The sequence below is a fragment of the Tenacibaculum discolor genome (genome assembly GCF_003664185.1).
Lineage (GTDB): Bacteria > Bacteroidota > Bacteroidia > Flavobacteriales > Flavobacteriaceae > Polaribacter > Polaribacter discolor.
Window position 1 is genome coordinate 327,586 of record NZ_RCCS01000006.1, and the last position, 26,611, is coordinate 354,196.

The following is a 26,611-nucleotide window of genomic DNA, read 5'->3' on the forward strand; positions in this document are numbered from 1 at the left end:
TTTTTAGTTAGCTATTTCACTGGTAAATTTAATACGCATCAATCGCAATTCATCATCATCATAATCTCCATCAAACTCATCTAAAGCTTCTTGAATTTTATCAGTTTCAGCTTCCATAAAATAATCATGAATTTCTTCCTGCTGATCTTCATCAAGTAAGTCATCTACAGCATAATCGATATTTAGCTTAGTTCCAGAAAATACAATAGCCTCCATTTCTTTTATCAACTCAGACATTTCTAAACCTTTAGATTTTGCAATATCCTCTAGAGGTAGTTTTCTATCTGTATTTTGAATGATATAAAGTTTTAATCCAGAATTTACTCCTGTACTCTTAACTATTAAATCATCAGGACGCATAATTTCATTGTCTTCCACATATTTTGAAATGAGTGCAACGAAATCTTTACCGTATTTTTTAGCTTTTCCCTCTCCAACACCATGAACTTTTGCTAATTCATCTAATGTTACAGGGTATTTTAATGCCATGTCATCTAAAGATGGATCTTGAAAAACAGCAAAAGGCGGAACTCCTAAACGTTTTCCCACAGTTTTCCTTAAATCTTTCAACATCGCTACCAACTTATCATCTACTCCTCCTACAGACTTTTCGTTAGTTATAATAGTACCATCATCCGCTGTTTTATAAACATGATTTTCTGTCATCATAAACGATGATGGACTTTTTATAAACTCTTTACCTTCTTTAGTTAGCTTTAAAACACCATACTGCTCTATTTCTTTTTTAATTAAATCCGCCACTAGTACTTGACGAATTAAAGCCATCCAGTAATGGTTGTCTTTTGTTTTACCAATACCGAAAAAAGGTTGAATATTTGTTTTGTGAGACTTTAATAATGCATTTTCTTTACCAATTATTGTATTTACAATTTCTTTTGGCTTATACATTTCACTAGTATCTCTAATAACAGAAAGTAAGGTTACAACTTCATCTTTGGCTTCATGCTTTTTCTTAGGATTTCGCATATTGTCATCCATATCAGCACCTTCTCCATTTACTTCATCAAATTCTTCTCCAAAATAGTGAAGTAAGTATTTACGCCTGTTCATTGACGTTTCTGCATACCCAACAACTTCTTGTAAAAGAGCATGTCCTACTTCTTGTTCTGCTACAGGCTTGTTAGCCATGAATTTTTCAAGCTTTTCAATATCTTTATATGAGTAAAAAGTTAAACAATAACCTTCTCCTCCATCACGACCAGCTCTACCTGTTTCTTGGTAATAACTCTCTAAACTTTTAGGAATGTCATGGTGTATTACAAAACGAACATCAGGCTTGTCAATTCCCATACCAAAAGCAATTGTAGCTACTACAACATCACAATCTTCCATCAAAAACATATCTTGATGCTTAACACGTGTTTTCGCATCTAAACCTGCATGGTAAGGAACTGCATTTATTCCGTTTACTTGTAAAATTTGCGCTATTTCTTCTACTTTTTTACGACTCAAACAATATATAATCCCTGATTTACCTGGTCGTTGCTTTATAAAGCGAATAATATCTTTTTCTACCTCTTTAGTCTTTGGTCTAACTTCATAGAATAAATTTGCCCTATTAAAAGATGCTTTAAATACATTCGCATCCGTCATTCCAAGAGTTTTAAGAATATCCTCTTGTACTTTTTCTGTTGCAGTTGCAGTTAAACCAATAATTGGCACATTATCAATCTGCTTAATAATATTTCTTAGATTTCTGTATTCAGGTCTAAAATCGTGCCCCCATTCAGAAATACAGTGTGCTTCATCAATCGCTACAAATGATATTTTTTGCCTCCTAAGGAATTCAGCATATTCTTCTTTAATTAAAGATTCAGGAGCTACATACAATAACTTTGTAATTCCCGATTCAATATCTGATTTTACCTGGGCAATCTCCGATTTGTTTAACGAAGAATTTAATACATGGGCTATCCCATGATTTTCAGAAATTCCTCTAATGGCATCCACTTGGTTTTTCATTAAGGCAATTAGCGGTGACACCACAATTGCTGTACCTTCCTTCATCAAGGCCGGTAATTGATAACATAGCGATTTACCACCACCAGTCGGCATAATAACAAATGTGTTTTTATTTTCTAACACACTGTTAACTACATCTTCTTGTAGTCCTTTAAACTGGTTAAATCCGAAGATTTTTTTTAATGATCCATATAAATCCGTCTGCTCTTTATTCATCTTCTAATATCAAAAATTAAAAACGAGAACTAATTTACAAAAATTCCCAACAATACATAACGTAAACTTTCTTTTTATTAAAAAAGATTTTCTTCTCAAATATTCCTATTTTTACACTTTAAAAATATACTTAAAACTTTTTTAACTTGAAAGACGCAAACGCTATTCTCTCAACCGCAAAAGATACTATTCTTTTAGAAAGTAATGCTATTGCTAATTTAGCAAATTTATTAAATAGCTCGTTTACGGACGCTGTTAATTTTATATTTAATTCAAAAGGGCGTGTTATTGTAACTGGTATTGGAAAGAGTGCCAATATTGCTACTAAAATGGTAGCTACTTTTAACTCAACAGGTACACCTGCTGTTTTTATGCATGCTGCTGATGCTATACATGGTGATTTAGGTAATGTGCAGGATGATGATGTGGTGATTTGTATTTCTAAAAGTGGGAACACTCCTGAAATAAAAGTGTTGGTACCTTTAATTAAAAACTATAACAATAAAATTATTGCTATAACAGGAAACCCTGATTCTTTCTTAGGAAAAAATGCCGACTTCCTTTTAAATTCTTTTGTAGATAAAGAGGCTTGTCCTAACAACTTAGCTCCTACAACAAGTACTACAGCTCAATTAGTTTTAGGGGACGCTTTAGCCGTTTGTTTATTAGAATTAAGAGGTTTTACCAGTAGTGATTTTGCAAAATATCACCCTGGAGGAGCTTTAGGAAAACGTCTGTATTTAAGAGTTTCTGATCTTATTAAAAATAATGAATTACCAAAAGTAAAAAGTACAGATAAAGTTACTCAAGTAATTGTTGAAATATCAGAAAAACGCTTAGGTGTAACTGCCGTTGTTGATAATGATAAAATTGCAGGAATTATTACCGATGGAGATATTCGTAGAATGCTAAGTAAAACAACAAAAATAGACGAGCTTACTGCTGCTGATATTATGAGTACTACCCCAAAGACAATAGACGTAGATGCTATGGCTGTTGAAGCTTTAGATACTTTAGAAAACAACAATATTACCCAAATTTTAGTTACTGATGCAGACAACAATTATGTAGGTGTGGTACACTTACATGATTTAATTAAAGAAGGAATATTTTAAGATGGCAGAAAAGGAAATGTCTTTTTTAGACCATCTTGAAGAACTAAGATGGCATTTAGTAAGGAGTTTTGCAGCTATTTTTGTAGTAGCAATCGTCATTTTTGCAAACATTAATTTTGTTTTTAATGAAATTCTTTTAGCTCATTTAAAGCCTGATTTTGCAACGTATCAATTCTTTTGTAAAGTATTTTCTTCTATTGGAATTGATAGTAGTTTTTGTACGATTAAATTTAAACAAACACTTCAAGCTTTAAATCCTACTCAACAATTAATGACAGGGATTTGGTCTTCTCTAATTTTAGGATTTGTAGTTGCCTTTCCATACATTTTATGGGAGTTTTGGCGATTTATAGCTCCTGGGTTGCATGAAAGCGAAAAGAAAAAATCAAAAGGTTTTATTTTCACCTCTTCTTTTCTGTTCTTTCTAGGGATTTTATTTAGCTATTACGTTATTTTACCAATGTCTGTATACTTCTTTTACAACTTTGAAATATCAGACGCTATACAAAACAATTTTAAGTTAGAGGCTTACATTAGCCTTATTACAAATACATTATTGGGTGTTGCTATATTTTTTGAACTTCCCGTAGTTATTTTCTTCCTAACTAAAATAGGATTAATTACACCAGAGTTTTTACGAAAATATCGTAAACATGCATTAGTCGTGGTATTGGTATTATCTGCTATTATTACTCCACCAGATGTGGCTAGTCAAGTAATTGTATCAGTACCTATCATGATTTTATATGAAATGAGTATTTATGTATCAAAATTTGTCTTAAAACAACAACAAAAGAATGTCACAAAAAGTCCAAGAGTTTAACGACTATCGTGCTAAAATGAACGAAAAGATTTTAGCATCAGATAATAAAGTAATCAAACGTATTTTCAACTTAGATACCAATGCTTTTACCGAAGGGCATCTACCTGTTAAAACTAAAGAATTATTAGGTTTAGTAGCGTCTGCAGTATTACGTTGTGATGACTGCATTGCTTATCATTTAAAAACAGCCCACCAAAATGGTGTTACCAAAGAAGAAATGATGGAAACTATGAGTATTGCCACATTAGTTGGTGGAACTATTTTAATTCCTCATTTACGAAGAGCTGTAGAGTTTTGGGAAGCATTAGAAAACGAAGCTTAATTTATACATATATTGATTTAAGAAGTTTTTAAGAAACAGTTTTGTTACTTTTATACTTTAATCAATTCCATTTTCAACAATAATAAATGAAGTTAAGAGCAGACAACATACAAAAGATATACGGTAGCAGGAAAGTAGTAAAAGGAATTTCTTTAGAAGTTGAGCAAGGTGAAATTATTGGGTTACTTGGTCCTAACGGAGCAGGAAAAACAACCTCTTTCTATATGATTGTAGGTATGATTAAACCTAACGATGGTCACATTTTTCTAGATAATGAAGAAATTACTACTGATGCAATGTATAAACGTTCTCAAAAAGGAATTGGTTATTTAGCACAAGAAGCTTCTGTTTTCAGAAAGCTTTCAGTAGAAGATAATATCATGTCAGTTCTTGAATTTACTGATAGAACTAAAGCTGAAAGAAAACAACGCTTAGAAGAGTTAATAGATGAATTTAGTTTAGGACATGTACGTAAAAACCGCGGTGATTTATTATCGGGTGGTGAGCGTCGTAGAACAGAAATTGCACGTTGTTTAGCTTCTGATCCTAAATTTATTTTATTAGATGAACCTTTTGCTGGTGTCGATCCAATTGCTGTAGAAGATATTCAAGGAATTGTAGCACAATTGAAAAATAAAAATATTGGTATTTTAATTACCGATCATGATGTGCAGGCTACTCTTGCAATTACTGATAGAACTTACCTAATGTATAATGGAGGGATTTTAAAAGAAGGAACTCCCGAAGAACTTGCTGAAGACGAAACTGTTCGTAGAGTATATCTTGGAAAAGATTTTGAGCTTAAGAAGAAAAAATTCGATAATCAAGCTGTAACACAAAATCACTTTATAATTGAGAATGCAAAAGAAGAAGATCTTTTCTCCTCTTTTTCTAAAGTTTATCATAACCAAAACTTAAAAGATGGTTTTAAGCTGTATAGAAAAAAAGGGAATACTAATTCTTTTCTTGTTATACCTGCGGATAATATGAGTTTCATCGATTTCTGTAACTTATGCATTGATATAGAAGGTTTAAATGTAAAAGGGAATATCAAAGTGTCTGATCATAGCTATAAAAAAATAGCTAATTATAATGATTGGTGTAACTTTGAAATAGGTTCAGATAAAGTTACATTAACCAATAGAAATAACGAAAGCTGGGACATCTACAAAAAAGGAGATTTTACGAAAAATAAACTTATGGATAAGGTCTTTGCTGAAGATAAAATATCTTTAGAAAATTATCATTTCATAAGTAACATTTTTGAACCTCAAAAAAACACCTAAAAAATAACTTTCAAAATCAAAACAAAAAAACACGTTGTGAATCAACGTGTTTTTTTGTTTTATTTAAGATGTAACTTATTCTATTTTGAAGAGAGCTTTTTATCTGAGCTATTTACAATAGACAATACTACATATGATAGTATAATCATTGGAATTGCAACTATTTTCAAAGTAATAATTAATATAATTGACAAAGCTAAAAATACGTATTTAATCACATTATCTTTAAAATAAAAGTTTTTAAATTTCAAAGAGAATAACGGTATTTCAGCATTCATTAAATACGTAAACAACACTGTAAGTAGTATTAAAAAGTATTGATTTTCAATAAAACTTATTAAAAACGATTCTTTATCAAACTGAGCTATTAATGGTAAAGAAATCACAAACAAACTCATAGCTGGTGTTGGTACTCCAATAAAACTATCTGATTGGCGCTCATCAATATTAAACTTCGCTAAACGGTATCCTGCTCCTAATGTTAGCAATAAGCCTAAATAAGGCAAATTACTTCCTGTTGCTCCATATTCATCAACTCCAAAGTATCCAACAGCATCTATATCTAAAGCATTTACCAACATTTGCATCATTACAATTCCTGGTACTACCCCACTTGTTACCATATCAGCTAAACTATCTAACTGTTTACCTAATTCACCTTGTACCTTTAACATACGAGCTGCAAATCCATCAAAAAAATCAAAAAGTATCCCTAGCATTACCAAAATTGCCGTGGCAAAAAAATCTCCTTTTATTGCAAAAATGGTAGCAATAGTACCACATAACAAGTTTCCTAAGGTTAATAAATTTGGAATATATTTTTTGACGTTCATAGTATTCATAAATTTACAGCTAAAATAAGAAATCATTCAATGGCTTTTACATTTTAGCTATTTTTTGTCATCTTTGTTTAAAAAGCTATTACATAGTATTATGCCAATTATCTCAGATACATTCTCTCCTAGCCTCCCTTTTAAAAGTGCTCATTTTAACACTGTTTATCGTCCGTTATTCATGAAAGACACCATTGAATATAAACGAAAAAGAATTACAACGTGGGATGCTGATTTTATTGATTTAGACTTTTCTTTCGTGGAATCTAACACTATTGTGTTGTTAATTCACGGATTAGAAGGTAGTTCTCAGTCAAATTATATGATTACAACATCTAACCATCTAAACAGCTTAGGTTTTGATACAGTCTGTATGAATTTAAGAGGTTGTAGCGGAGAAGATAATTTACTTTTGGAAACCTATCATAGCGGAAAAACAGACGATGTTAGTTTCATCATTAAATACTTAAAAAACTATTATGATTATGACAATATTATAATCACAGGGTTTAGTTTAGGAGGAAATCTAACTTTAAAATATTTAGGGGAATACAGTGATATTCCTTCAGAAGTTAAAGGAGGAATAGCTGTATCTGTTCCTGTTGACTTAACCTCTTCTCAAGCTGAACTAAATAAATTAAAAAACAAAATTTACCTAAATGAGTTTTTAAAAACTATGAAGTTAAAGCTCTTACAGAAAGCAAAAAAGTTTCCTGACTTCAAATTAAATAAAGAACTCTTATTTAAAGCTAGTAAATTTAGACATTTAGAAAAACAGTATACCGTACCTGTTTTTGGCTTTGAAAGTTCCGAGGATTATTGGCTAAAAGCAAGTGCTAAGCCTTTTATTACAGAAATTAAGGTTCCAACATTACTTATTAATGCTTTAGATGATAGTTTTTTATCAAAAGAATGCTACCCTATAAAAGAAGCTAAGGAAATGAAAAACTTTTATCTCTCTACACCAAATTATGGCGGACATGTAGGTTTTATGTCTTCTTTTTCTAGCACAGAAAACAGATGGTTAGAACAACGTATTTCAAGATTTATAAATGAAACTCTTGGAATTGAATATTAAACAATAACCTTAAAAATACCTAGTTATATTAATCGGATTTATGATATTTGTAAAACACCGACATTAATTTTCTCTCATACTTATGATAATAAAAAAATATGCATTTCTTTTTCTTTGTTTATTATGTATTAATCAAGCTTTTTCTCAAAGAGTTAATACTTTAGGTTTATCAAAATTTTCTCAAATAAGTATCATTACTTCAGGACCTGGAAAAGCTTTATATGAGAAGTTTGGGCATACAGCTATTCGAGTAAAAGATCCCGTTTTACAACTAGATCTTCTTTACAATTATGGAATTTTTGATTTTGATGACCCTAACTTTTATGTAAACTTTACCAAAGGTTATATGAAATACAAGTTAGCTCGCTATCCTTTCCATTTATCTTTAAAGAGTGCTCAACAAGATAAACGTTGGGTGAAAGAACAAATTTTAAACTTAACGCAACAACAAAGAAATGATTTTTTTCAGTTTTTAGAAACAAATGTTCTCCCTGAAAATGCAAGTTATTTTTACGATCCTTTTTTCGATAACTGTGCTACCAGACCTCGTGATATAATTCAAAAGGTTACAGGAGATAACTTAGTTTTTAAGAATAATTTTGTTACGAAGGATTTATCGTTACGACAATTGATGAATAAAGAAATTAATCCAAACACTTGGGGTAGCTTAGGAATTAATATAGCTTTAGGAAGTAAGTTAGATAAAATAGCAGCTCCAAAAGAATACTTATACTTACCTGATTATGTTTTTGAAGCTTTAAGTGTATCAAAAATTGTTAAAGATGAAAAAGAAGAAAATTTAGTTAGGAAAACAAATGTTTTACTCGATTTTGAAGAGAAGGAATCCAAAAGTGATGTTATTAATCCCTTTTTAATAATTTTAGTATTTTCCTTATTTGGAATATTTATTACATATAAAGACTTTAAAAACTCTAAAAGAACCAAATGGTTTGACTTTATTCTGTTTTTTACAACTGGTGTTTTAGGTTTGCTAATTGTTTTTTTATGGTTCTTTACCAACCATTCAACTGCACCTAACAATTTTAACTTTTTATGGGCATTTGCACCTAACTTAGTTGTTGCTATCTTTTTATTGAAGGAAATTCCACCAAAATGGATATACGGTTATTGTATCGTTTTATTAATTTTTATACTAATTATTCCTTTTATATGGCTATTTAGTATTCAATTATACACGTATCCTATGATTCCTCTATTTTTGTTATTAGGAACTCGCTATTTCTTTTTACAAAAAGCTTTGAAGAGCTAGTTCATATCCTTGTAAACCAAAACCAAAAATAACTCCTTTCGCATTAGGAGCTATATAACTAGTATGGCGAAACTCTTCTCTAGCATGTATATTTGAAATATGCACTTCAACTACAGGGGTTTCTACACCTTTTACAGCATCACCAATACCTACAGATGTATGAGTATAGGCTGCTGCATTTAGAATGATACCATCATAATCAAAACCTACTTCATGTAATTTATCTATCAACTCCCCTTCTATATTCGATTGAAAATACTCTAAATTTACATTAGTGTAATTATTTTTTAATTTTTTAAAATAATCATCAAAAGAACTTGCTCCATAAATAGTTGGTTCACGCTTCCCTAATAAATTCAAATTAGGTCCATTAATTATAATTATTTTTTTCATTACTAATATTTTCTAAAGTAAAAATACTCTTTTTAACTTTTAAGCATAAAAAAAGGAAGCAAATTTGCTTCCTTTTTTTACTTATTATTGAGTTTCTTATTATAAAGAAAAAGAATAAGTTCCTCCAATCCCTACTGTAGAAGCTGTAGCACCATCAAGAGCAACACCTGTATAATCTACGTGTAAAGTAATTTTTTCACTTACTTGGTAACCTACTATTGGTCTATAGTAAAAACCACTATCAACTCCAGAAGGTCTAACACCAATTCCGTAACCTAAATCAGCACCAACAACAAACTTCTCAGCTACATTGTAACGACCAGCTACAGCTACAGGTAAGAAAGCTATATCAGCTCCTTCTCCTTGGAAGTGTACATACGATACAGATGGTCCTACTTTAAAACCTTCTGCTACATTAAATAAATAATTAGCTTCAATAGCTCCAGTTACATCAAAACCATCAGCATCACCTACTGGTAAACCAATAGTACCACCAACGTTTAATTGTCCTTCTTGTGCATTAACAGCTAAACCTAAAGCCATCATAGCAACTACTAAAAATTTTTTCATAATTTTTGTTTTATAAGTTTTATTTTGAGCCGGCAAAGATACACCTAAATAAAGTTTTAACAACTGATTTTTTCAATAAAAAAGATATAAAACACATTTAAAATCTTAAAACACTGATAATCAAACAAAAAAAAGGAAGCAAATTTGCTTCCTTTTTTGAAATTCTATGTATAAATAATAATTACCAAGCGTATCCTAAAGAAACATCTAACCTTGGTAAAAATCCATCAATACTAACAGTAGTTCCTCCTGTTGCAGAAGCAGAAACGTATTGTGCTCCAAAAATTAAATCTAAAGCAAAACCTGAATCTCCTACACCAAATACCCATTGGTATTCAACTAAAGCTCCACCAGAGAAAGTAGAAAAACCTATATCTTCTCCTGAATTATTTTCTGCTGAAGCAGAAGAATAATTTACAAAAGGCGCAGCATACCATCCTCTTGGAGCATCTTTATCAGAAGAAAAGTAAAATTTATATTTACCTTCAACTCCAATAGCACTTGTACTAATTTTTTCTGAACCAGAGGTAACATCAGCACCAGCATAAGATAATCCAATTTCAACAGCTCCTTTGTCAGAAACAGCTCTTTCATAAGATAATTCAGCTGTTTCAATAGCTAATCCAATAAGGTTAACCTTAATAACATTCTTCTGTGCGCTTGCTGTAACAGCAACCATAGCAACTACTAGTAATAATTTTTTCATAATTTTTAATCTTATTAATTATAATTTTGTGAGAAAATAGTTTTATTTTAATTTTTTAACTTTTTTTTATAACAAAAAAAACACATTTTATACTTAATGAACTGGGAACAAGCTATATCTGATTATACTAACTTTTTAAAAATTGAGAGAGGCCTTTCAAAAAACTCTATTGATAGTTACCGAAGAGATGTAAAAAAATTAGACTTATTTGTTAGTAATTTAGAACCTAACCTTTCTCCTATTCATATTACTCAAAAGACAATCCAACAATTTATTTATGAAACAAGTAAGAATATCAATGCTCGTAGTCAAGCCCGTTTAATTTCAGGATTACGTAGTTTTTTTGACTTTCTAATCTTTGAAGATTATCGAAAAGACAACCCTACAGATTTAATAGAGAGCCCAAACATTATAAAAAAATTACCAGACACTTTAGAAAAAGAAGATATTGACAAATTAATTGATGCCATTGATTTAAGTCACTCTCAAGGAGAACGTAACAAGACCATTATTGAAACCATTTATAGTTGTGGTCTTCGTGTAAGTGAATTGATTAACCTACAGCTTTCTGATTTATTTTTTGACGAAGGTTATATTCAAGTTCTTGGGAAAGGAAATAAATATCGTTTTGTTCCTATTCATATTACCACTATCCATAGGCTAAACTTCTATATTAATGAAATCAGGTCTCAAATTATTTCTAAAAAGGAAGATGAAGATATTGTTTTTTTAAACAGAAGAGGAAAGCGCTTAACCCGACAAATGATTTTTATCATTTTAAAAGAATTAGCTCAAAAAATCAATCTAAAAAAAAGTATTGGCCCGCATACCTTAAGACATTCTTTTGCTACACATTTACTAAAAAATGGAGCAGATTTACGTGTTATTCAACAGTTATTAGGACATGAAAGTATTACTACTACAGAGATTTACGTACACTTAGATAATAGCTACCTTAAAGAAGTTGTTGAATTACATCACCCTAGAAGTAATTTGAATTTAAGCGAGGAAGAATAAACGAAACTATCGGATACAAAAAAAGGCAAGCTACCTACATCACACCGCTACGACCTAATACCCTTGCTGCGTTCCCGCCCTGGGGGATTCAAAGGGAGCTGGTTGTGTAGGACTTGCCGAGGCAAATTTACAACCATTTTTTTATAAAAAACAACAAATTTTGCATAAAAAAACTGTAACGTTTCTAAGTTTTTGAATACTAATAGTTTGTTGTTTATATTTTTTTCTTTTGACAGGATAAAATAAACATAATATTAAAAAGAATATATTTGTATCACTAACTAAATTTACACAATGGAAAATCAAGTAAAAAGTAAAAACATTATCTTAAACTACGGATTATATTTAGGTATTATCGGAGTTTTTATTCACTTAGCGTTTTATGCCACAGGAACCTTAATAAAATTTGGATGGCTAAGTGGTGTTATTGGTTTTATAGCAATGATTGTACTTATTATTTTAGGTATAAAAAAATTCAAAACTGATAATAATGATTTTTTAACTTTTGGTCAAGCTTTAAAAGTTGGAGTTGGAATAGCTCTAATAAGTGCAGTTATCACAACTATCTATACCTTAGTTTTTACAAACATAATTGAACCTGATTTTCAAGCACAAATGATGGAAGTTCAAAAACAAACTTGGATTGATTCAGGTATGACTGATGAACAAATTGAAGCATCTGAAGCTATGTCTAAAAAATTCAGTAGTCCTGTAATAACAGTACCTTTATCAATAGTAGTGTCGGCTTTTTTTGGATTTATAATTTCAGCTATAGGAGGTGCTATTATGAAAAAAACAGAAGAAGACCAATATTAAAAATAGTTTAAAGGAGTTAAAGTTTTACATAAAAGTAATACTTCGTAACTTTACCTTTTTAAACATTGAACAAAATATATGGATATATCGGTAGTAATACCACTTCTTAACGAGGAGGAATCTTTACCAGAATTATACGATTGGATTGCAAAAGTTATGCAGTCCAATCAATTTTTATATGAGCTTATTTTTATTGACGATGGAAGTACTGATAATTCTTGGAGAATAATAGAAGAATTATCACAAAAACATCAAGAAGTAAAAGGTTTACGATTTCAAAGAAATTATGGTAAATCCCAAGCCTTAGATGCTGGATTTGCTTTAACTAAAGGGGATGTAGTTATTACGATGGATGCCGACTTACAAGATAGTCCTGATGAAATACCTGAACTATACCGCTTAATTACTGAAGAAAATTTTGATTTAATTTCTGGATGGAAAAAGAAACGATACGATAATGTCGTTACCAAAAATATTCCCTCAAAATTATTTAACTGGGCAGCTCGAAAAACTTCAGGATTAAAGTTACACGATTTTAATTGTGGATTAAAAGCTTATAAAAATGAAGTTGTCAAAGCAGTTAAAGTTAGTGGTGAAATGCACCGCTATATTCCTGTATTGGCAAAAAACGAAGGATTTAATCGCATTGATGAAAAGGTAGTACAACACCAAGCTCGTAAGTATGGAGTAACTAAGTTTGGAATGGATCGTTTTGTAAACGGTTTTTTAGACTTAATTACCATTTCATTTCTTTCAAAATTTGGAAAAAGACCAATGCACTTTTTTGGTCTATGGGGAACATTAATGTTTATCTTTGGTTTCTTCTCAGCATTCTTCATAGGAGCTATGAAAGTATACCAACTTTCTACAGGAGTAAAAGCTATATTGGTTACCAGTAACCCATGGTTTTATATAGCCTTAACCTCAATGGTTTTGGGTACTTTACTTTTTTTGGCTGGTTTTCTAGGTGAGTTGATCATTAAAAGTAATCCACATCAAAAACATTATATAATCAAAGATAAATTGAACTTTTAAACCCGTATCTTTGTACGTTTTATAATTTGATACATGGAAGAGATTTTAAACAAGGCCAAACAATGGCTATCTGACACTTTTGATTCTGAAACACAGAAAGAAATTCAACAGTTGATTGGTGTTAATGCTAGTGATTTACCTGATCGCTTTTATAAAAACTTAGAATTTGGAACAGGTGGAATGCGCGGAATAGTAGGCGCAGGTACCAACCGAATAAATAAATACACCTTAGGAAAAGCTACTCAAGGATTGAGTAATTACCTTAACAAAACATACCCAAACAAAACAATAAAAGTAGCTATAGGTTATGATTGTCGTCATGACAGTGAATGGTTAGCTAAAGTAGTTGCAAACGTACTTTCAGCAAATAATATTCAGGTATTTTTATTTGAAGATATACGCCCTACTCCAGAATTATCTTTTGCGGTAAATTATTTAAGATGTGACGCAGGAATAGTATTAACAGCTTCTCACAATCCACCAGAATACAATGGATATAAAGTGTATTGGAATGATGGTGGTCAAATAGTTCCACCACATGATACAGAGATCATCAATGAAGTAAATTCTTTAGCCTTTTCAGAAATCAATTTCAACTCAAGAGAAGAATTAATTACTTCAATAGGGAGTGAAGTTGATGAAGCTTTTTGGAAAGCTTCTTTAGCAAATGGAACTTTTGATGTAACAGGTCGTAAAAACTTAAAGATTGTTTTTACTTCTTTACACGGAACCTCAATTAAATTAATTCCTGAAGTTTTAAAACGCGCAGGATACACCCAGGTCCACATTGTTGAAGAACAAGCAACTCCTGATGGTAGTTTCCCTACAGTTGATTCTCCTAACCCAGAAGAACCTGCTGCTCTTAAAATGGCAGTTGATTTAGCTAATAAAATTGATGCAGATATAGTATTAGGAACCGACCCTGATTCAGACAGAATTGGAATTGCTGTTCGTGATACTGAAGGAAATATGAAATTACTAAACGGAAATCAAACTATGAGTATGATGACCGATTTTTTAATCAATGATTGGAAAAAACAAGATAAGTTAAACGGAAAACAATTTGTAGGTTCTACTATTGTTTCTACCTATTTAGTGAATGAAATAGCCGATTCATATGGAGTGGAAACCAAAGTTGGATTAACTGGTTTTAAATGGATTGCTAAAATGATTAAAGATCACCCTGAACTTAATTTTATAGGTGGTGGTGAAGAGAGTTTTGGCTATATGGTAGGCGATTTTGTGCGTGATAAAGATGCTGTTACCTCTGCCCTACTAGCCTGTGAAATCGCTTCAGATGCTAAATCTAACAATAGTTCTTTCTATAAAGAATTATTAAACTTATATACACGTCATCATTTTTATAAAGAGCATTTAATTTCTTTAGTTAAAAAAGGAATGGATGGAGCGCAACAAATCAAACAAATGATGGTTGATTTACGTAATAATCCATTTACTGAAATAGATGAATCAAAAGTAGAATACCTGTACGATTATCAATCCTCTGTTAGAAAAAATCTAATTACTGGTGAAGAAACAGCAATTGACATTCCTAAATCTAATGTATTAATCTATCAAACCCAGGACGGAACTAAAATTGCTGCTCGCCCAAGTGGTACAGAACCTAAAATCAAATTTTACTTTAGTGTTAAAAGTAAACTAAGTGATATTTCAAATGCTAAGGAAGTAGAAGAAGAACTTGACAACAAAATTCAACGAATTATAAAAGAATTAAACCTATAATGGACTATTTTAAAAAGATTATTAAATATGCTATTCCATATAAAAAGTATGGATATTTAAATGTATTATTTAATATCTTATATGCTCTTTTTTCAACTCTTTCTTTCTTGGTATTAATGCCTATGTTAGAGGTTATTTTTAAACCAAATACTATTAAAATAATTGAAAAACCAGTTTTTGAAAACATAACAAAAATAATTGACTATTTTAAGGCAAATGTTTCTTATTATGTGTATGAAATTGCTGGTGATGATAAATCAAAAACACTAATGGTTGTTGTAGGTTTAGTTATAACTACATTCTTTTTTAAGAATATTTTTAACTACTTAGCCATGTACTTCATTACTTTCTTAAGAAATGGTGTTTTAAAAGATATTCGAAACGATTTATACAGAAAGACTATAGAATTACCTATCTCCTATTTTTCTGAAAAAAGAAAAGGTGATACTATGGCTAGAATTGGAACTGATGTATTGGAAATTCAGCATTCATTTTTATCTATTTTAGAAATGTTAGTAAGAGAGCCTTTAACTATTATTTTCACGATCACCGCAATGATAGCTATTAGCTTTAAACTTACTCTTTTTGTTTTTGTTTTTATTCCTATTTCTGGCTATATAATTTCTTTAATTGGAAAAAGCTTAAAACGAAAGTCTGATAGTGTACAAAAAGAGCAGGGATATTTTTTATCACTTTTAGAAGAAACTTTAGGAGGACTAAAAGTAATTAAAGGCTTTACTGCAGAAAAAGAATTTCAACAAAAATTTGAAAAATCAACCAATCGTTTTTACCACTTTTCTAACACACTACTTAATAGAACAAATTTAGCTAGTCCAGCTAGTGAGTTTTTAGGAATTGGTGTTATCGCTGTATTACTTTGGTATGGAGGTATATTAGTTTTAGAAGAAGGCACCTTACAAGGAGAAGATTTCATTGCTTATATGGGGTTAGCTTATAATATTTTAACACCTGCCAAAGCTATTTCTAAAGCTAGTTACGGAGTTAAAAAAGGAAACGCTGCTGCTGAACGTATCTTAGAAGTTTTAGAAACTGAAAACCCTTTAAAAGATACGTCAAATGCTATTGATAAGAAGACTTTTGACTCAGAAATTTTAATAGAAAATATTTCTTTTAAATATGAAGACAACTACGTTCTAAAAGATTTTTCACTTACTATACCCAAAGGAAGAATGGTTGCTTTAGTTGGGCAATCTGGAAGTGGTAAATCCACTATAGCAAACTTATTAACGCGTTTTTATGACGTTAATAAAGGTGCTATCGAAATAGATGGTATAAATATTAGAAATATCAAAAAACATTCACTCAGACAATTAGAAGGTTTAGTTACACAAGATTCTATATTGTTCAATGATACAATAAAGAATAACATTACCTTGGGAATTGAAGGTAAAAGTGATGAAGAAATCATCGAAGCTGCAAAAATTGCCAACGCTCACGAATTTATAAAAGATTTGCCAAACGGTTATGACACCAATATTGGTGATAGCGGAAATAAGCTTTCAGGTGGTCAAAAACAACGTTTAAGCATTGCTCGTGCTGTTCTTAAGAACCCTCCAATCATGATTTTAGATGAAGCAACTTCAGCTTTAGATACAGAGTCTGAAAAATTAGTACAAGACGCTTTAGAAAAAATGATGCAAAACAGGACTTCTGTAGTCATTGCACATCGTTTATCTACCATTCAAAAAGCAGATTTGATTGTAGTTATGCAAAAAGGAAAAATTGTAGAGCAAGGAACTCATAATGAACTTATATCTAAGAGTGGAACTTATAAAAAACTTGTAGAAATGCAATCTTTAGGATAACAAACTAAAAAAGAGAAGCAGTATGCTTCTCTTTTTTTTTTAAAACTCTTTTATTATTATTGGCTCACTTTTAAACCTAACTGAACTCCTTTTTCTAACATAAATTGATACGAAGCATCATGTTCATTGGGAATTTTACCATCTAAAATAGCTTCTTTTATAGCTTCTTTTATCTGACCAATTTCCCTACAAGGTTGTAAGTTAAAGGTTTTCATTATTTCTTCTCCTGTTATTGGTGGTTGGAAATTACGAACCCTATCTCGTTCTTCTACTTCTTTAATTTTTTGACGAACTATCTCAAAATTTTTATGATATCGCTTAAATTTCTTCGGGTTTTTAGTCGTGATGTCTGCTTCACACAACGTCATCAATGATTCTACATCATCACCAGCATCAAAAATTAAACGGCGTACTGCAGAATCTGTTACTTCACTTGCTAAAACAATCGGACGAGAACTTAACATCACCATTTTCTGAACAAACTTCATCTTGTTATTCAATGGCATTTTTAAACGTTTGAATAGTTTATATACCATTTTTGATCCCACAAACTCATGTGAATGGAATGTCCAGCCTATTTTTTTGTGATAACGTTTTGTAGGAGCTTTACCTATATCGTGTAACAACGCTGCCCAACGAAGCCAAACATCATCCGTGTTCTGTGCAATATTATCAACTACTTCTAGTGTATGATAAAAATTATCTTTGTGTTTTTGTCCTTCTACCTCCTCTACTCCTTTTAAAGCGATTAATTCTGGTAAAATTCTTTCTAACAACCCTGTTTTTTCCAATAATAAAAAACCTATAGAAGGCACTGGAGATTCTAAAATTTTATTCAATTCAACTACAATACGCTCACGAGTAATAATATCTATTCTTGGAGCATTTTTTGTAATTGCGTTTAACGAATTTTCTTCAATAGTAAAATTCAATTGGGTAGCAAAACGAATAGCACGCATCATTCGTAGTGGATCGTCAGAATAAGTAATGTCTGGATTTAAAGGTGTTCTAATAATTTTTGCTTCCAAATCTGCTATACCACCAAAAGGGTCTAATAGTAATCCAAAATCATCTTCATTTAAACTCAATGCTAATGCATTAATTGTAAAGTCTCTTCGGTTTTGGTCATCCTGTAAAGTACCTTCAGAAACTTTAGGATTTCTACTCTCTTCCGAATATGATTCTTTTCGGGCACCTACAAATTCAATTTCAACATCTTTAAAACGTAACATCGCTGTTCCGTAGGTTTTAAACACCTGAACTTTGGGTTTATTAGGTAGTAACTCAGCTACTTTTTGAGCTAATTCTATTCCGCTACCAACAGCTACAACGTCAATATCTTTGGCTGTTCCTCGTTTTAAAATAAAATCACGTACAAAACCACCAATTACGTAACTTTCTAGTTGTAACTCTTTAGCTGCTTTGGATATATATTGAAATATTTCTGCGGAAATTGCTTCCTTAAAATATTGTTTTTGCATACAATTATTCTCTAATCACTATAATAGCCTCACCTTCAATTTTTAAAATAGTTGAAGACTTTTCTGCTACTTTATCTTGATGCAAATTTACCACATAATCTACACTCTTTAAAATTGCTTGGCTTATTTCTGAAAATGATTTAGGAGTTGGTTCTCCACTTACATTTGCTGAAGTTGAAACTATAGGCTTACCAAACTCTTTAATTAGCTGAATACAAAACTCATCCTGTGGAATTCGAATAGCAATCGTATTATCAGAAGCAATGGTATTCGGTGCTAACCCTTTCGGTTTATTGTAAATTATAGTAGTAGGCTTTACTGATGTCTTTAAAATTTCTAAAGCCTTTTCAGGTATATTTGCCACATGGTTTTGCAACATTTCAATAGAGTCAACCAAAATAATTAGACTCTTCGATTCTTCCCTATTTTTTAATTGGTAAATTTTTTTAACAGCGTCTTCATCAGTTGCATCACAACCTAGTCCCCAAACTGTATCTGTTGGGTATAAAATAGTTTTTCCTTCATTTAAAAAATTCAGTATACTAGCTATCATTACTTAATTAATTTAGCCTTTCTTAATGAGGATAGCATTATTCTTTTTAACATTTCTAATGTTTTTACAAAAGTCTTAATATAGTTAACGAATACCTTTAAAACAGTATCATCACTTTTTGCTTTTTTAACATAATATCCTTTCATAAAATCTCTTATACCTAAAAATGTTATTTCTTTTGTTGGTATCTTATCCCTTATTATTTTAAAATAGGTTTTGTGTAAAGCTCTTGTACTTTGATATAATGAAGCCCCATTATTAATAAGCCTATAATTATATGTAGCACAAGGTAAATACTTAAATTTAAAATTATTAACAGCCAACTGAATCCAAAAATCATAATCTTCAAAAGTCTTCAAACTCTCATCATACCCTCCTACTGTTTCCCATGCTCTTTTTTTAAAAAAAGAGCATGCAGGTATAATATTACTCTCAAACCACAGGGCTATTTTATTAAACTCTTGCTTTTTTTCTACTTTATTTGTATCACCAAAATATAACAAATCTCCATACAAAACATCAACCTCTGAATTATTTTGGAGATAGTTAATGAAGCCTTCAAAATTTTTATTTAAAACATCATCTGAATCTAAAGGAAAAATATAAACTCCTTTAGCTACTTTTATTCCTTCATTCCTAGCTGAACTAAGACCTTTATTTTGCTGCGAAATTATTTGGTACTTTAACTTATCTAAACTTGATAAATAAGTTAACGTCTCTTCATCCTTAGAGCCATCATTTACGATTATGATTTCACTGGTAATAAATGAAGGTATAAACTTTAAACTATCTAAACACTCTTTTAAAAACTTAACGGGTGTATTATAAACTGGGATTATAATGGATAAAAACATACTTTATTTTATAAAATTTAAGCTTATTTTATTAATTCATCAATTAAATAAAATTTCTTTTTATTAAACCTAAATTTGATTCTATTGACTATTAAAATAGGTAGCTTTTGTAATTTTCTTAGGAAACTATCTAGCAAATATGAAAATCCTTTTTTCTTATTTCCCCAAGAGTCTTGCCACCAATGAATACATATAGTTTTTTCTTCAATACAGTCTTTTGTAAATTTCTCTGTAATGTAGAAAGGATAAAAGTATTTTTTATCTAAAACTAATACATTTTTTATAGTTTGAGTCCTATATTCTGTCAAGCCATAACCTAAAAGTACTTTAGTCAAAATAGGCGGTCCTCCCATTCCATTAAATTTTAACCTTTGTTTTTCTTCTGTTGATTTAATACAATCTAAAATAAAACTATTTCCTTTCTTAGCTCCAATAAACCCCGCTGCAACAGGGAAAGGAGATGATTCAAAATCTGTTTGAAAACCAGTAAAAGCATCTTCCTTATGAAGTTCTTCAAACCTTTGTAATATCTCTATATCTGTATCTAGATATATACCTCCTTCTTTATACAAAGCATAAAGCCTAACATAATCTGTTATAAATGACCACTTTTTTTGCTTATATAGCAATTTTAAAAAAGGTAATTTATCAAAAGGGGTATTGGTTTCATCCCACTTTTTTATAGTATAGTCAGGTAATTTTTCTTCCCAAGAAGCAATACATTTTTTTATTGTTTCATTATACTCACCTTTACCATACCAACAGAAATGTATAATTTTTGGAATCATTTAATAATTGTATTTTTGACCGAACAAATCTACAATAATATTTACACATGAATATAAGTGGCCTAGTAATTACTTTTAATGAAGAAACTAACATTAAAGATTGTATTATTTCTTTAAATAGGGTATGCGATGAAGTGATTATAATTGATTCTTTTAGTTCTGACAAGACTGTTGAAATTGCAGAGTCTATGGGAGCTAAAGTTTATTTACAAAAGTTTTTAGGAGATGGACCCCAGAGAGTACATGGACTACAATTTTGTAAAAATGATTGGATTTTAAACTTAGATGCAGATGAACGTTTAGATGAAGATAGTTTTAAATTTATTAAGAGTGGAAAATATTTAAATGAACCTTATGACGCTTATAACTTTAGACGTAAAAACTTTTTAAAAGACCAGCCTATTAATTTTGCTGGGTGGTACCCTTCTTATACATGTAGGTTTTTTAACAAGCAAACCGCTAAACCTGCAACTACAAAAGTTCATCAAAGTATACAAGCCACCAATTTAAAAACAACCAAACTTCATTTATTACACTTTGGTTGGAAAGATTTTCATCAGATTATAGGAAAATACAACTTGTACACTACTTGGCAATCTGAAGAATATTTTGAACAAAACAAAAAAGTAAACTTCTTTACGCCCATAGGGCACGGATTATGGTCTTTCCTACGTTGTTATATTCTTAAAAAAGGTATTTTCCATGGATTAGACGGAATTACATTTTCTATGATGCAAGCCTTTTTCTCTTATATGAAATATGCAAAACTTAGAAAATTATATGAAAACAATAAAAAAGGGAAGATTTAAAATCTTCCCTTTTTTATACTATTTATGTTTTCTTAAACCGCCACATCATACTCTCTAAGAGCATCATTTAACGAAGTCTTTTTGTTTGTACTTTCTTTACGCTTACCTATAATTAAAGCACAAGGAACTTGATACTCCCCTGCTGCAAACTTCTTGGTATAACTTCCAGGAATTACTACCGAACGTGCAGGAACAACTCCTTTCATTTCAACTGGTTCATCACCTGTTACATCAATGATTTTAGTACTCATTGTTAATACTACATTCGCTCCTAAAACAGCTTCCTTCTCTACTCTCACTCCTTCAACAACGATACAACGAGAACCGATAAAAGCTCCGTCTTCAATAATTACAGGTGCTGCTTGTAAAGGCTCTAAAACCCCTCCAATTCCAACTCCTCCAGATAAGTGTACGTTTTTACCAATTTGCGCACAAGAACCTACAGTTGCCCAAGTATCTACCATCGTTCCTTCATCAACATACGCTCCAATATTTACATAACTAGGCATTAAAATAGTTCCTGCTGAGATATAGGCTCCGTGACGAGCTACAGCATTAGGTACTACACGAATTCCTTTCGCTTCGTAACCTCTTTTTAATGGAATTTTATCGTGATATTCAAAAATACCAGCCTCTAAAGTTTCCATTTTTTGAATAGGAAAATATAACACTACTCCCTTTTTTACCCATTCATTTACTTGCCATCCATTGTCTGTTGGTTCAGCAACACGTAAATCTCCTGCGTCTAATAAATCTACTACTTTTCTAATAGTATTAATTGTAGATTCTTCTTTTAACAAATCGCGGTTATCCCACGCTTTTTCTATAATTGATTGTAATTCTGTCATTTTTAATAATATTTTTCAGCAAAAATAAAGTTGCTTTCAACAATATACCGCGAAGATACATTTTTTAAACAGATATTTCTTCCTTGTTTAATTTAGCTACCTTTGCAAAAACTTATAGAATGGGCAGGATATTAGCCATAGATTTTGGAAAAAAAAGAACAGGAATTGCTGTAACCGATGAACTTCAAATTATTGCTTCGGGTTTAACAACTGTAAACACCTCTGAACTTATCACATTTTTAAAAGAGTATACTCAAAAAGAAAATGTTGAACTTTTTTTAGTTGGAAAACCAAAGCAGATGGATAATTCTGATAGTGAAAGTGAAGTGCTCATAACTCCTTTTCTACAAAAGCTTGAAAAAGCTATCCCTTCTATCCCCATAAAACGTGTAGATGAGCGTTTTACCTCTAAAATGGCTTTTCAAACAATGATTGATAGCGGTTTGAAGAAAAAACAACGTCAAAACAAAGCTTTGGTAGACGAAATCAGTGCTACAATCATCTTACAGTCGTATTTATACAATAAATAATTTTCTACCAAAAGCATTCTTTGTATTTTTGCATTCCTTAAAATTAAAAAGTAAATGATTTTACCCATTGTAGCATACGGAGATCCCGTTTTACGTAAAGTAGGAAAAGAAATCGATAAAGACTATCCGCAGTTAGACAAATTAATTGCTGATATGAGAGAAACTATGTACAATGCTAACGGACTTGGTTTAGCGGCTCCTCAAATAGGAAAAGACATCCGTTTGTTTATTATTGATGCTTCTCCTTTTGCTGAAGACGAAGATTTAAGTGAAGAAGAGAAGAATTTCTTTAAAGACTTTAATCGTGTTTTTATCAATGCGAAAATCGTTAAAGAAGAAGGCGATGAATGGGCTTTTAATGAAGGGTGTTTAAGCATTCCTACCATTAATGAAGATGTTTTTCGTCAAGAAAAAGTTACTATTGAATACCAAGATGAAAATTTTGAAAAACATACAGAAACGTTAAGCGGATTACCTGCACGTGTTTTTCAACATGAATATGACCATATTGAAGGAATTTTGTTTACCGATAAACTTTCTTCTTTAAAAAAGAGATTAATTAAAAAGAAATTAGACAATATTTCTAAAGGGAAAGTAAACGCTGGATATCGCATGCGTTTTCCTAATGCTAAAAGATAATAGTTATACACTAAAAAAACATTAAGACATGGAATTTAACAAAATTATAGCTGTAACAGGTAAGCCAGGTTTGTATGAAATCTTATCACAAACTAAAACAGGAGTTATCGTAAAATCTATTGTTGACGGTAAACGTTTTCCTATTACTGCTACTCATAACGTAAGCTTATTAGAAAATATCGCTATTTACACGTACGAAGAAGAAGTGCCTTTAGCACAAGTACTTAAAAATATTGCTGATAAAGAAGATGGTAAAGAAGCTATTTCTCACAAAGAGAGCGCTAATAAATTAACTACTTATTTTGGAGAAGTATTACCTGGATTTGATGAAGAACGTGTGTACGCTTCAAACATTAAAAAAGTAATTCAGTGGTACAACATCTTAGCAAAAGGTGATTTTGACTTTAGCACGTTAGTTGAAACTGAAGAAACAACTACAGAAGAAGCTTAAATCGTGAATACTCGTAAGCAACAGTTAGCCGCCTTTAATCGTTTGTTAGACATCATGGATGACCTTCGTGAGAAGTGTCCGTGGGATAAAAAACAAACCCTACAAAGTCTGCGTCATTTAACTATTGAAGAAACCTACGAGTTAGCAGATGCTATTTTAGACAACGATTTACAAGAAATAAAAAAAGAATTAGGCGATGTGCTTTTGCACATCGTCTTTTATGCTAAAATAGGAAGCGAAAAACAAGCTTTCGATATTGCTGACGTAGCCAATGCGATCTCAGATAAACTCATTGACCGTCATCCACATATTTATGGCGATGTAGTTGTTGAAAACGAAGAAGACGTTAAGAAAAACTGGGAAAAACTCAAACTAAAAGAAGGGAATAAATCGGTTTTAGAAGGCGTTCCTAAAAGTTTACCTGCAGTAGTAAAAGCCAATCGTATTCAAGATAAAGTTGCAGGTGTTGGTTTTGATTGGGAAGAACCACATCAAGTGTGGGAAAAAGTTCAAGAAGAGCTTTCTGAGTTGAACGAAGAAATCAAAAACAACAATCAGGAGAAAATAGAAAAAGAGTTTGGAGACGTTTTGTTCTCCATGATTAACTACGCTCGTTTTATTGGGGTAAATCCTGAAAATGCCCTAGAAAAAACCAATAAGAAATTCATCAACCGCTTTCAGTTTTTAGAAGAAGCTGCCAAAAAAGAAGGCAAGCAACTTTCTGACATGACCCTAGCTGAAATGGATGTGCATTGGGAAAATTCGAAAGAATTTTTCAAATAACTCAAATTGGGAAAACTCGAAAGAATTCTTCAAATAATCGACTACCGTCATTCCGACCGAATGAGAGGAATCTCACTCAATGAAGTTCCAAATACTCTTTAAAATTATAGACATTAAATTATAAGATTTAGCTACGCTGAACCTTACGGTTTCTCACACTCGCTATCGCTTGGTTCGAAATGACAACTCTCGAACGTCATTATAAGTACCATAACACACGACACTACCGTTCGTTGACACCATACAGTACTATCCTATGACTTTAGGCACTACTGTCTGAAGGTTAAGACAAAATCTACATAACATAAAAAGTATTGTTGATATACTTTTTCTTGATAAAAAGAAACAAAAATCAAGACTTACCATAAAATCTTGAGAAAATACTACGACGCCTTACACTGATAAAAAGAACTCGCTATCGCTCAAACAGCTTTTTATCTTACACCCACCACTGCTGTCTTGATTTTTAAAGATTTTCTTGTAGGTCATAATATAAGGTTAATATGAAAAGAATAGCAACATCTACAACTAATGCCTTTAATTGTTACTTCTCCACACTATAATATTTCCCTGTCATTCCGAATGAAATGAGGAATCTCACACCCAATGAAGTTACAAATACCTTTTAGAATAGCAAATACTCAACTATAAGATTTAGCTCTGTTGAAGTTTCCACAATATAACGGAACCATCAGCGCGTCACGCTGAACTTTCCTCAATACAACAGAACCATCAGCGAGCTTCGCTGAGCTTTCCTCAACACAACGGAACCGTCAGCGAGCTTCGCTGAACTTTCCTCAACACAACGGAACCATCAGCGAGCGCCGCTGAGCTTTCCTCAACGCAACGAAACCATCAGCGAGCGCCGCTGAGCTTTCCTCAACACAACGTAACCGTCATTGCGAGTGATAACGAAGCATTCTTTATATCGACTAAAAGATAGCCACGTAGTTATCACTCCTCGCTATGACGTTTACTTATATTTCCTTATTTTTACTCTATGGATATAATCATCATCACTGGAGGAAGTAAAGGAATCGGTAAAGCCTTAGCCGAAAAATACGCACAAGAAAACTACAGAGTGTACTCACTATCCAGAAGCATTGTAGATTTGGAAAATGTGGTACAGCTTTCTGTGGATTTATCTGATACCAAAGCCACACACAACACGTTTAAAATGTTATTAGATGAAATTCAGAAATTGGAGGTTTCATCGATTACCTTAGTGAACAATGCCGGTAGACTCGGTACCATAACGAACTTAGAAAATATTCCTTCGGAAGATATTGCACAAAGTATTCAACTCAACACCACCACTCCACTCATTTTATCCAGCTTGTTTATCAAGGCTACACAACCGTTAACCTGTAAAAAACAGATTATTAGTATATCTTCTGGAGCAGCCGTAAAACCGTATGAAGGTTGGAGTATTTACTGTACGTCTAAAGCTGCGATTGATATGATGACCAAAACCATTGCTGCGGAACAAAACGAGCTTGAACATGGCGTAAAATGCAATGCGATTTACCCTGGTGTGGTAGATACCAACATGCAAACTGATATTAGAAGTACCGATGAAAAGGATTTTAAAAACGTACAACGCTTTATCGATTTAAAAGAAAACGACCAGTTGTACACTCCTGAATATGTTGCTGAAACCATTTTTACCATAGATACCCAAAACAAGCTACAAAATGGGGATATTGTGGATATTCGGAATTTCCAATAACAGTTAATCTCAATACTTAAATTGAATAAAAATGCAAAAGAATTTACTTATCTTAATTATCCTAATTAACTTTTTAAGCTGTCAGAATTATGAAAGTAAAAAGCACGTTGAAGA

The 26,611-nt window shown here is 31.5% G+C and carries 26 protein-coding genes, 1 other RNA gene and 1 pseudogene; 17 read left to right on the forward strand and 11 right to left on the reverse strand.

Features of this window, described 5'->3' with window-relative positions:
* Positions 1-3 precede the first annotated feature (3 nt).
* The gene (locus C8N27_RS07730; protein WP_121146897.1) at positions 4-2,199 is read right to left on the reverse strand and encodes a RecQ family ATP-dependent DNA helicase; all 2,196 of its coding nucleotides are present in this window, start codon (positions 2,197-2,199) and stop codon (positions 4-6) included.
* Positions 2,200-2,345: 146 nt separating this feature from the next.
* On the opposite strand from C8N27_RS07730, the gene C8N27_RS07735 reads away from it, so the two are divergent.
* The 4 genes and pseudogenes from C8N27_RS07735 to lptB form a co-directional block, all read left to right on the forward strand.
* On the forward strand, positions 2,346-3,314 hold the full coding sequence (locus tag C8N27_RS07735) for a KpsF/GutQ family sugar-phosphate isomerase (RefSeq protein WP_099214326.1): 969 nt from the start codon (positions 2,346-2,348) through the stop codon (positions 3,312-3,314).
* A 1-nt stretch (position 3,315) separates the two neighbouring features.
* On the forward strand, positions 3,316-4,137 hold the full coding sequence (gene tatC / locus C8N27_RS07740; protein WP_099214325.1) for a twin-arginine translocase subunit TatC: 822 nt from the start codon (positions 3,316-3,318) through the stop codon (positions 4,135-4,137).
* A complete protein-coding gene (locus C8N27_RS07745) occupies positions 4,112-4,459 on the forward strand; it encodes a carboxymuconolactone decarboxylase family protein (protein ID WP_099214324.1) in 348 nt (115 codons plus the stop codon). The genes tatC and C8N27_RS07745 overlap by 26 nt, the downstream gene beginning before the upstream one ends.
* 86 nt (positions 4,460-4,545) lie before the next feature.
* Positions 4,546-5,280 (forward strand): annotated as a pseudogene (lptB, locus tag C8N27_RS07750) (LPS export ABC transporter ATP-binding protein); the annotation flags it as partial.
* A 545-nt stretch (positions 5,281-5,825) separates the two neighbouring features.
* Here lptB and C8N27_RS07755 read toward each other — a convergent pair.
* A complete protein-coding gene (locus C8N27_RS07755; protein ID WP_121146898.1) occupies positions 5,826-6,578 on the reverse strand; it encodes a CDP-alcohol phosphatidyltransferase family protein in 753 nt (250 codons plus the stop codon).
* A gap of 100 nt (positions 6,579-6,678) precedes the next feature.
* On the opposite strand from C8N27_RS07755, the gene C8N27_RS07760 reads away from it, so the two are divergent.
* Positions 6,679-7,656, forward strand: coding sequence for a YheT family hydrolase (locus C8N27_RS07760; protein ID WP_121146899.1), 978 nt, complete (start codon positions 6,679-6,681; stop codon positions 7,654-7,656).
* A gap of 82 nt (positions 7,657-7,738) precedes the next feature.
* Positions 7,739-8,926 carry a lipoprotein N-acyltransferase Lnb domain-containing protein gene (locus C8N27_RS07765; protein WP_121146900.1) on the forward strand — a complete coding sequence of 396 codons (1,188 nt, stop codon included), beginning with the start codon at positions 7,739-7,741 and terminating at the stop codon, positions 8,924-8,926.
* On the opposite strand, the gene aroQ is transcribed toward C8N27_RS07765, so the two are convergent.
* From aroQ to C8N27_RS07780, 3 genes are all read right to left on the reverse strand, one after another.
* A complete protein-coding gene (gene aroQ, locus C8N27_RS07770) occupies positions 8,903-9,319 on the reverse strand; it encodes a type II 3-dehydroquinate dehydratase (protein WP_121146901.1) in 417 nt (138 codons plus the stop codon). The genes C8N27_RS07765 and aroQ overlap by 24 nt on opposite strands.
* Before the next feature lie 99 nt (positions 9,320-9,418).
* Entirely contained in the window at positions 9,419-9,889 is a 471-nt protein-coding gene (locus C8N27_RS07775; RefSeq protein WP_147431708.1) for an outer membrane beta-barrel protein, read from the reverse strand.
* A 181-nt stretch (positions 9,890-10,070) separates the two neighbouring features.
* Positions 10,071-10,595 carry a DUF3575 domain-containing protein gene (locus C8N27_RS07780; protein WP_121146903.1) on the reverse strand — a complete coding sequence of 175 codons (525 nt, stop codon included), beginning with the start codon at positions 10,593-10,595 and terminating at the stop codon, positions 10,071-10,073.
* Between the two features lie 96 nt (positions 10,596-10,691).
* On the opposite strand from C8N27_RS07780, the gene xerD reads away from it, so the two are divergent.
* Positions 10,692-11,612 (forward strand): site-specific tyrosine recombinase XerD, encoded by a 921-nt coding sequence (gene xerD, locus C8N27_RS07785; protein ID WP_121146904.1) that lies wholly within the window; start codon positions 10,692-10,694, stop codon positions 11,610-11,612.
* A 20-nt stretch (positions 11,613-11,632) separates the two neighbouring features.
* On the opposite strand, the gene ffs is transcribed toward xerD, so the two are convergent.
* An RNA gene (gene ffs / locus C8N27_RS07790) (signal recognition particle sRNA small type) lies at positions 11,633-11,731 on the reverse strand.
* A gap of 175 nt (positions 11,732-11,906) precedes the next feature.
* On the opposite strand from ffs, the gene C8N27_RS07795 reads away from it, so the two are divergent.
* From C8N27_RS07795 to C8N27_RS07810, 4 genes are all read left to right on the forward strand, one after another.
* Positions 11,907-12,428 carry a DUF4199 domain-containing protein gene (locus C8N27_RS07795; RefSeq protein WP_121146905.1) on the forward strand — a complete coding sequence of 174 codons (522 nt, stop codon included), beginning with the start codon at positions 11,907-11,909 and terminating at the stop codon, positions 12,426-12,428.
* Between the two features lie 78 nt (positions 12,429-12,506).
* Positions 12,507-13,463, forward strand: coding sequence for a glycosyltransferase family 2 protein (locus C8N27_RS07800; protein WP_121146906.1), 957 nt, complete (start codon positions 12,507-12,509; stop codon positions 13,461-13,463).
* A 33-nt stretch (positions 13,464-13,496) separates the two neighbouring features.
* Complete coding sequence (locus C8N27_RS07805) at positions 13,497-15,206, forward strand: phospho-sugar mutase (protein ID WP_121146907.1); 1,710 nt, start codon at positions 13,497-13,499, stop codon at positions 15,204-15,206.
* Complete coding sequence (locus tag C8N27_RS07810) at positions 15,206-17,032, forward strand: ABC transporter ATP-binding protein (RefSeq protein ID WP_121146908.1); 1,827 nt, start codon at positions 15,206-15,208, stop codon at positions 17,030-17,032. Before C8N27_RS07805 ends, C8N27_RS07810 begins: the two co-directional genes overlap by 1 nt.
* Before the next feature lie 56 nt (positions 17,033-17,088).
* On the opposite strand, the gene C8N27_RS07815 is transcribed toward C8N27_RS07810, so the two are convergent.
* Genes C8N27_RS07815 through C8N27_RS07830 form a run of 4 tightly spaced genes read right to left on the reverse strand, consistent with a single transcriptional unit; the run spans position 17,089 to position 20,708 of the window.
* Positions 17,089-18,513 (reverse strand): CCA tRNA nucleotidyltransferase, encoded by a 1,425-nt coding sequence (locus C8N27_RS07815; protein ID WP_121146909.1) that lies wholly within the window; start codon positions 18,511-18,513, stop codon positions 17,089-17,091.
* A gap of 4 nt (positions 18,514-18,517) precedes the next feature.
* Positions 18,518-19,066 carry an L-threonylcarbamoyladenylate synthase gene (locus C8N27_RS07820; RefSeq protein WP_121146910.1) on the reverse strand — a complete coding sequence of 183 codons (549 nt, stop codon included), beginning with the start codon at positions 19,064-19,066 and terminating at the stop codon, positions 18,518-18,520.
* Positions 19,066-19,920 (reverse strand): glycosyltransferase, encoded by an 855-nt coding sequence (locus tag C8N27_RS07825; protein WP_121146911.1) that lies wholly within the window; start codon positions 19,918-19,920, stop codon positions 19,066-19,068. The genes C8N27_RS07820 and C8N27_RS07825 overlap by 1 nt, the downstream gene beginning before the upstream one ends.
* 23 nt (positions 19,921-19,943) lie before the next feature.
* Entirely contained in the window at positions 19,944-20,708 is a 765-nt protein-coding gene (locus C8N27_RS07830) for a glycosyltransferase family 32 protein (RefSeq protein ID WP_121146912.1), read from the reverse strand.
* Positions 20,709-20,755: 47 nt separating this feature from the next.
* Between C8N27_RS07830 and C8N27_RS07835 the strand changes: the two genes are divergently transcribed.
* Complete coding sequence (locus tag C8N27_RS07835) at positions 20,756-21,517, forward strand: glycosyltransferase family 2 protein (RefSeq protein ID WP_121146913.1); 762 nt, start codon at positions 20,756-20,758, stop codon at positions 21,515-21,517.
* Positions 21,518-21,549: 32 nt separating this feature from the next.
* Here C8N27_RS07835 and C8N27_RS07840 read toward each other — a convergent pair whose 3' ends face one another.
* Positions 21,550-22,365, reverse strand: a complete 816-nt coding sequence (locus tag C8N27_RS07840; protein WP_121146914.1) for a 2,3,4,5-tetrahydropyridine-2,6-dicarboxylate N-succinyltransferase — start codon at positions 22,363-22,365, stop codon at positions 21,550-21,552.
* A gap of 119 nt (positions 22,366-22,484) precedes the next feature.
* Between C8N27_RS07840 and ruvX the strand changes: the two genes are divergently transcribed.
* The 5 genes from ruvX to C8N27_RS07865 all read left to right on the forward strand — a co-directional run bounded on the left by ruvX (position 22,485) and on the right by C8N27_RS07865 (position 26,497).
* Positions 22,485-22,895: a Holliday junction resolvase RuvX gene (gene ruvX / locus C8N27_RS07845; protein ID WP_121147012.1), complete on the forward strand. Its 411-nt coding sequence runs from the start codon at positions 22,485-22,487 to the stop codon at positions 22,893-22,895.
* Positions 22,896-22,949: 54 nt separating this feature from the next.
* Entirely contained in the window at positions 22,950-23,534 is a 585-nt protein-coding gene (def, locus tag C8N27_RS07850; protein ID WP_121146915.1) for a peptide deformylase, read from the forward strand.
* 28 nt (positions 23,535-23,562) lie between these two features.
* Positions 23,563-23,985 (forward strand): DUF5606 family protein, encoded by a 423-nt coding sequence (locus tag C8N27_RS07855; RefSeq protein WP_121146916.1) that lies wholly within the window; start codon positions 23,563-23,565, stop codon positions 23,983-23,985.
* A 3-nt stretch (positions 23,986-23,988) separates the two neighbouring features.
* Entirely contained in the window at positions 23,989-24,768 is a 780-nt protein-coding gene (gene mazG, locus C8N27_RS07860; RefSeq protein WP_121146917.1) for a nucleoside triphosphate pyrophosphohydrolase, read from the forward strand.
* Between the two features lie 1,000 nt (positions 24,769-25,768).
* A complete protein-coding gene (locus C8N27_RS07865; protein WP_121146918.1) occupies positions 25,769-26,497 on the forward strand; it encodes a (S)-benzoin forming benzil reductase in 729 nt (242 codons plus the stop codon).
* Positions 26,498-26,611 lie beyond the last annotated feature (114 nt).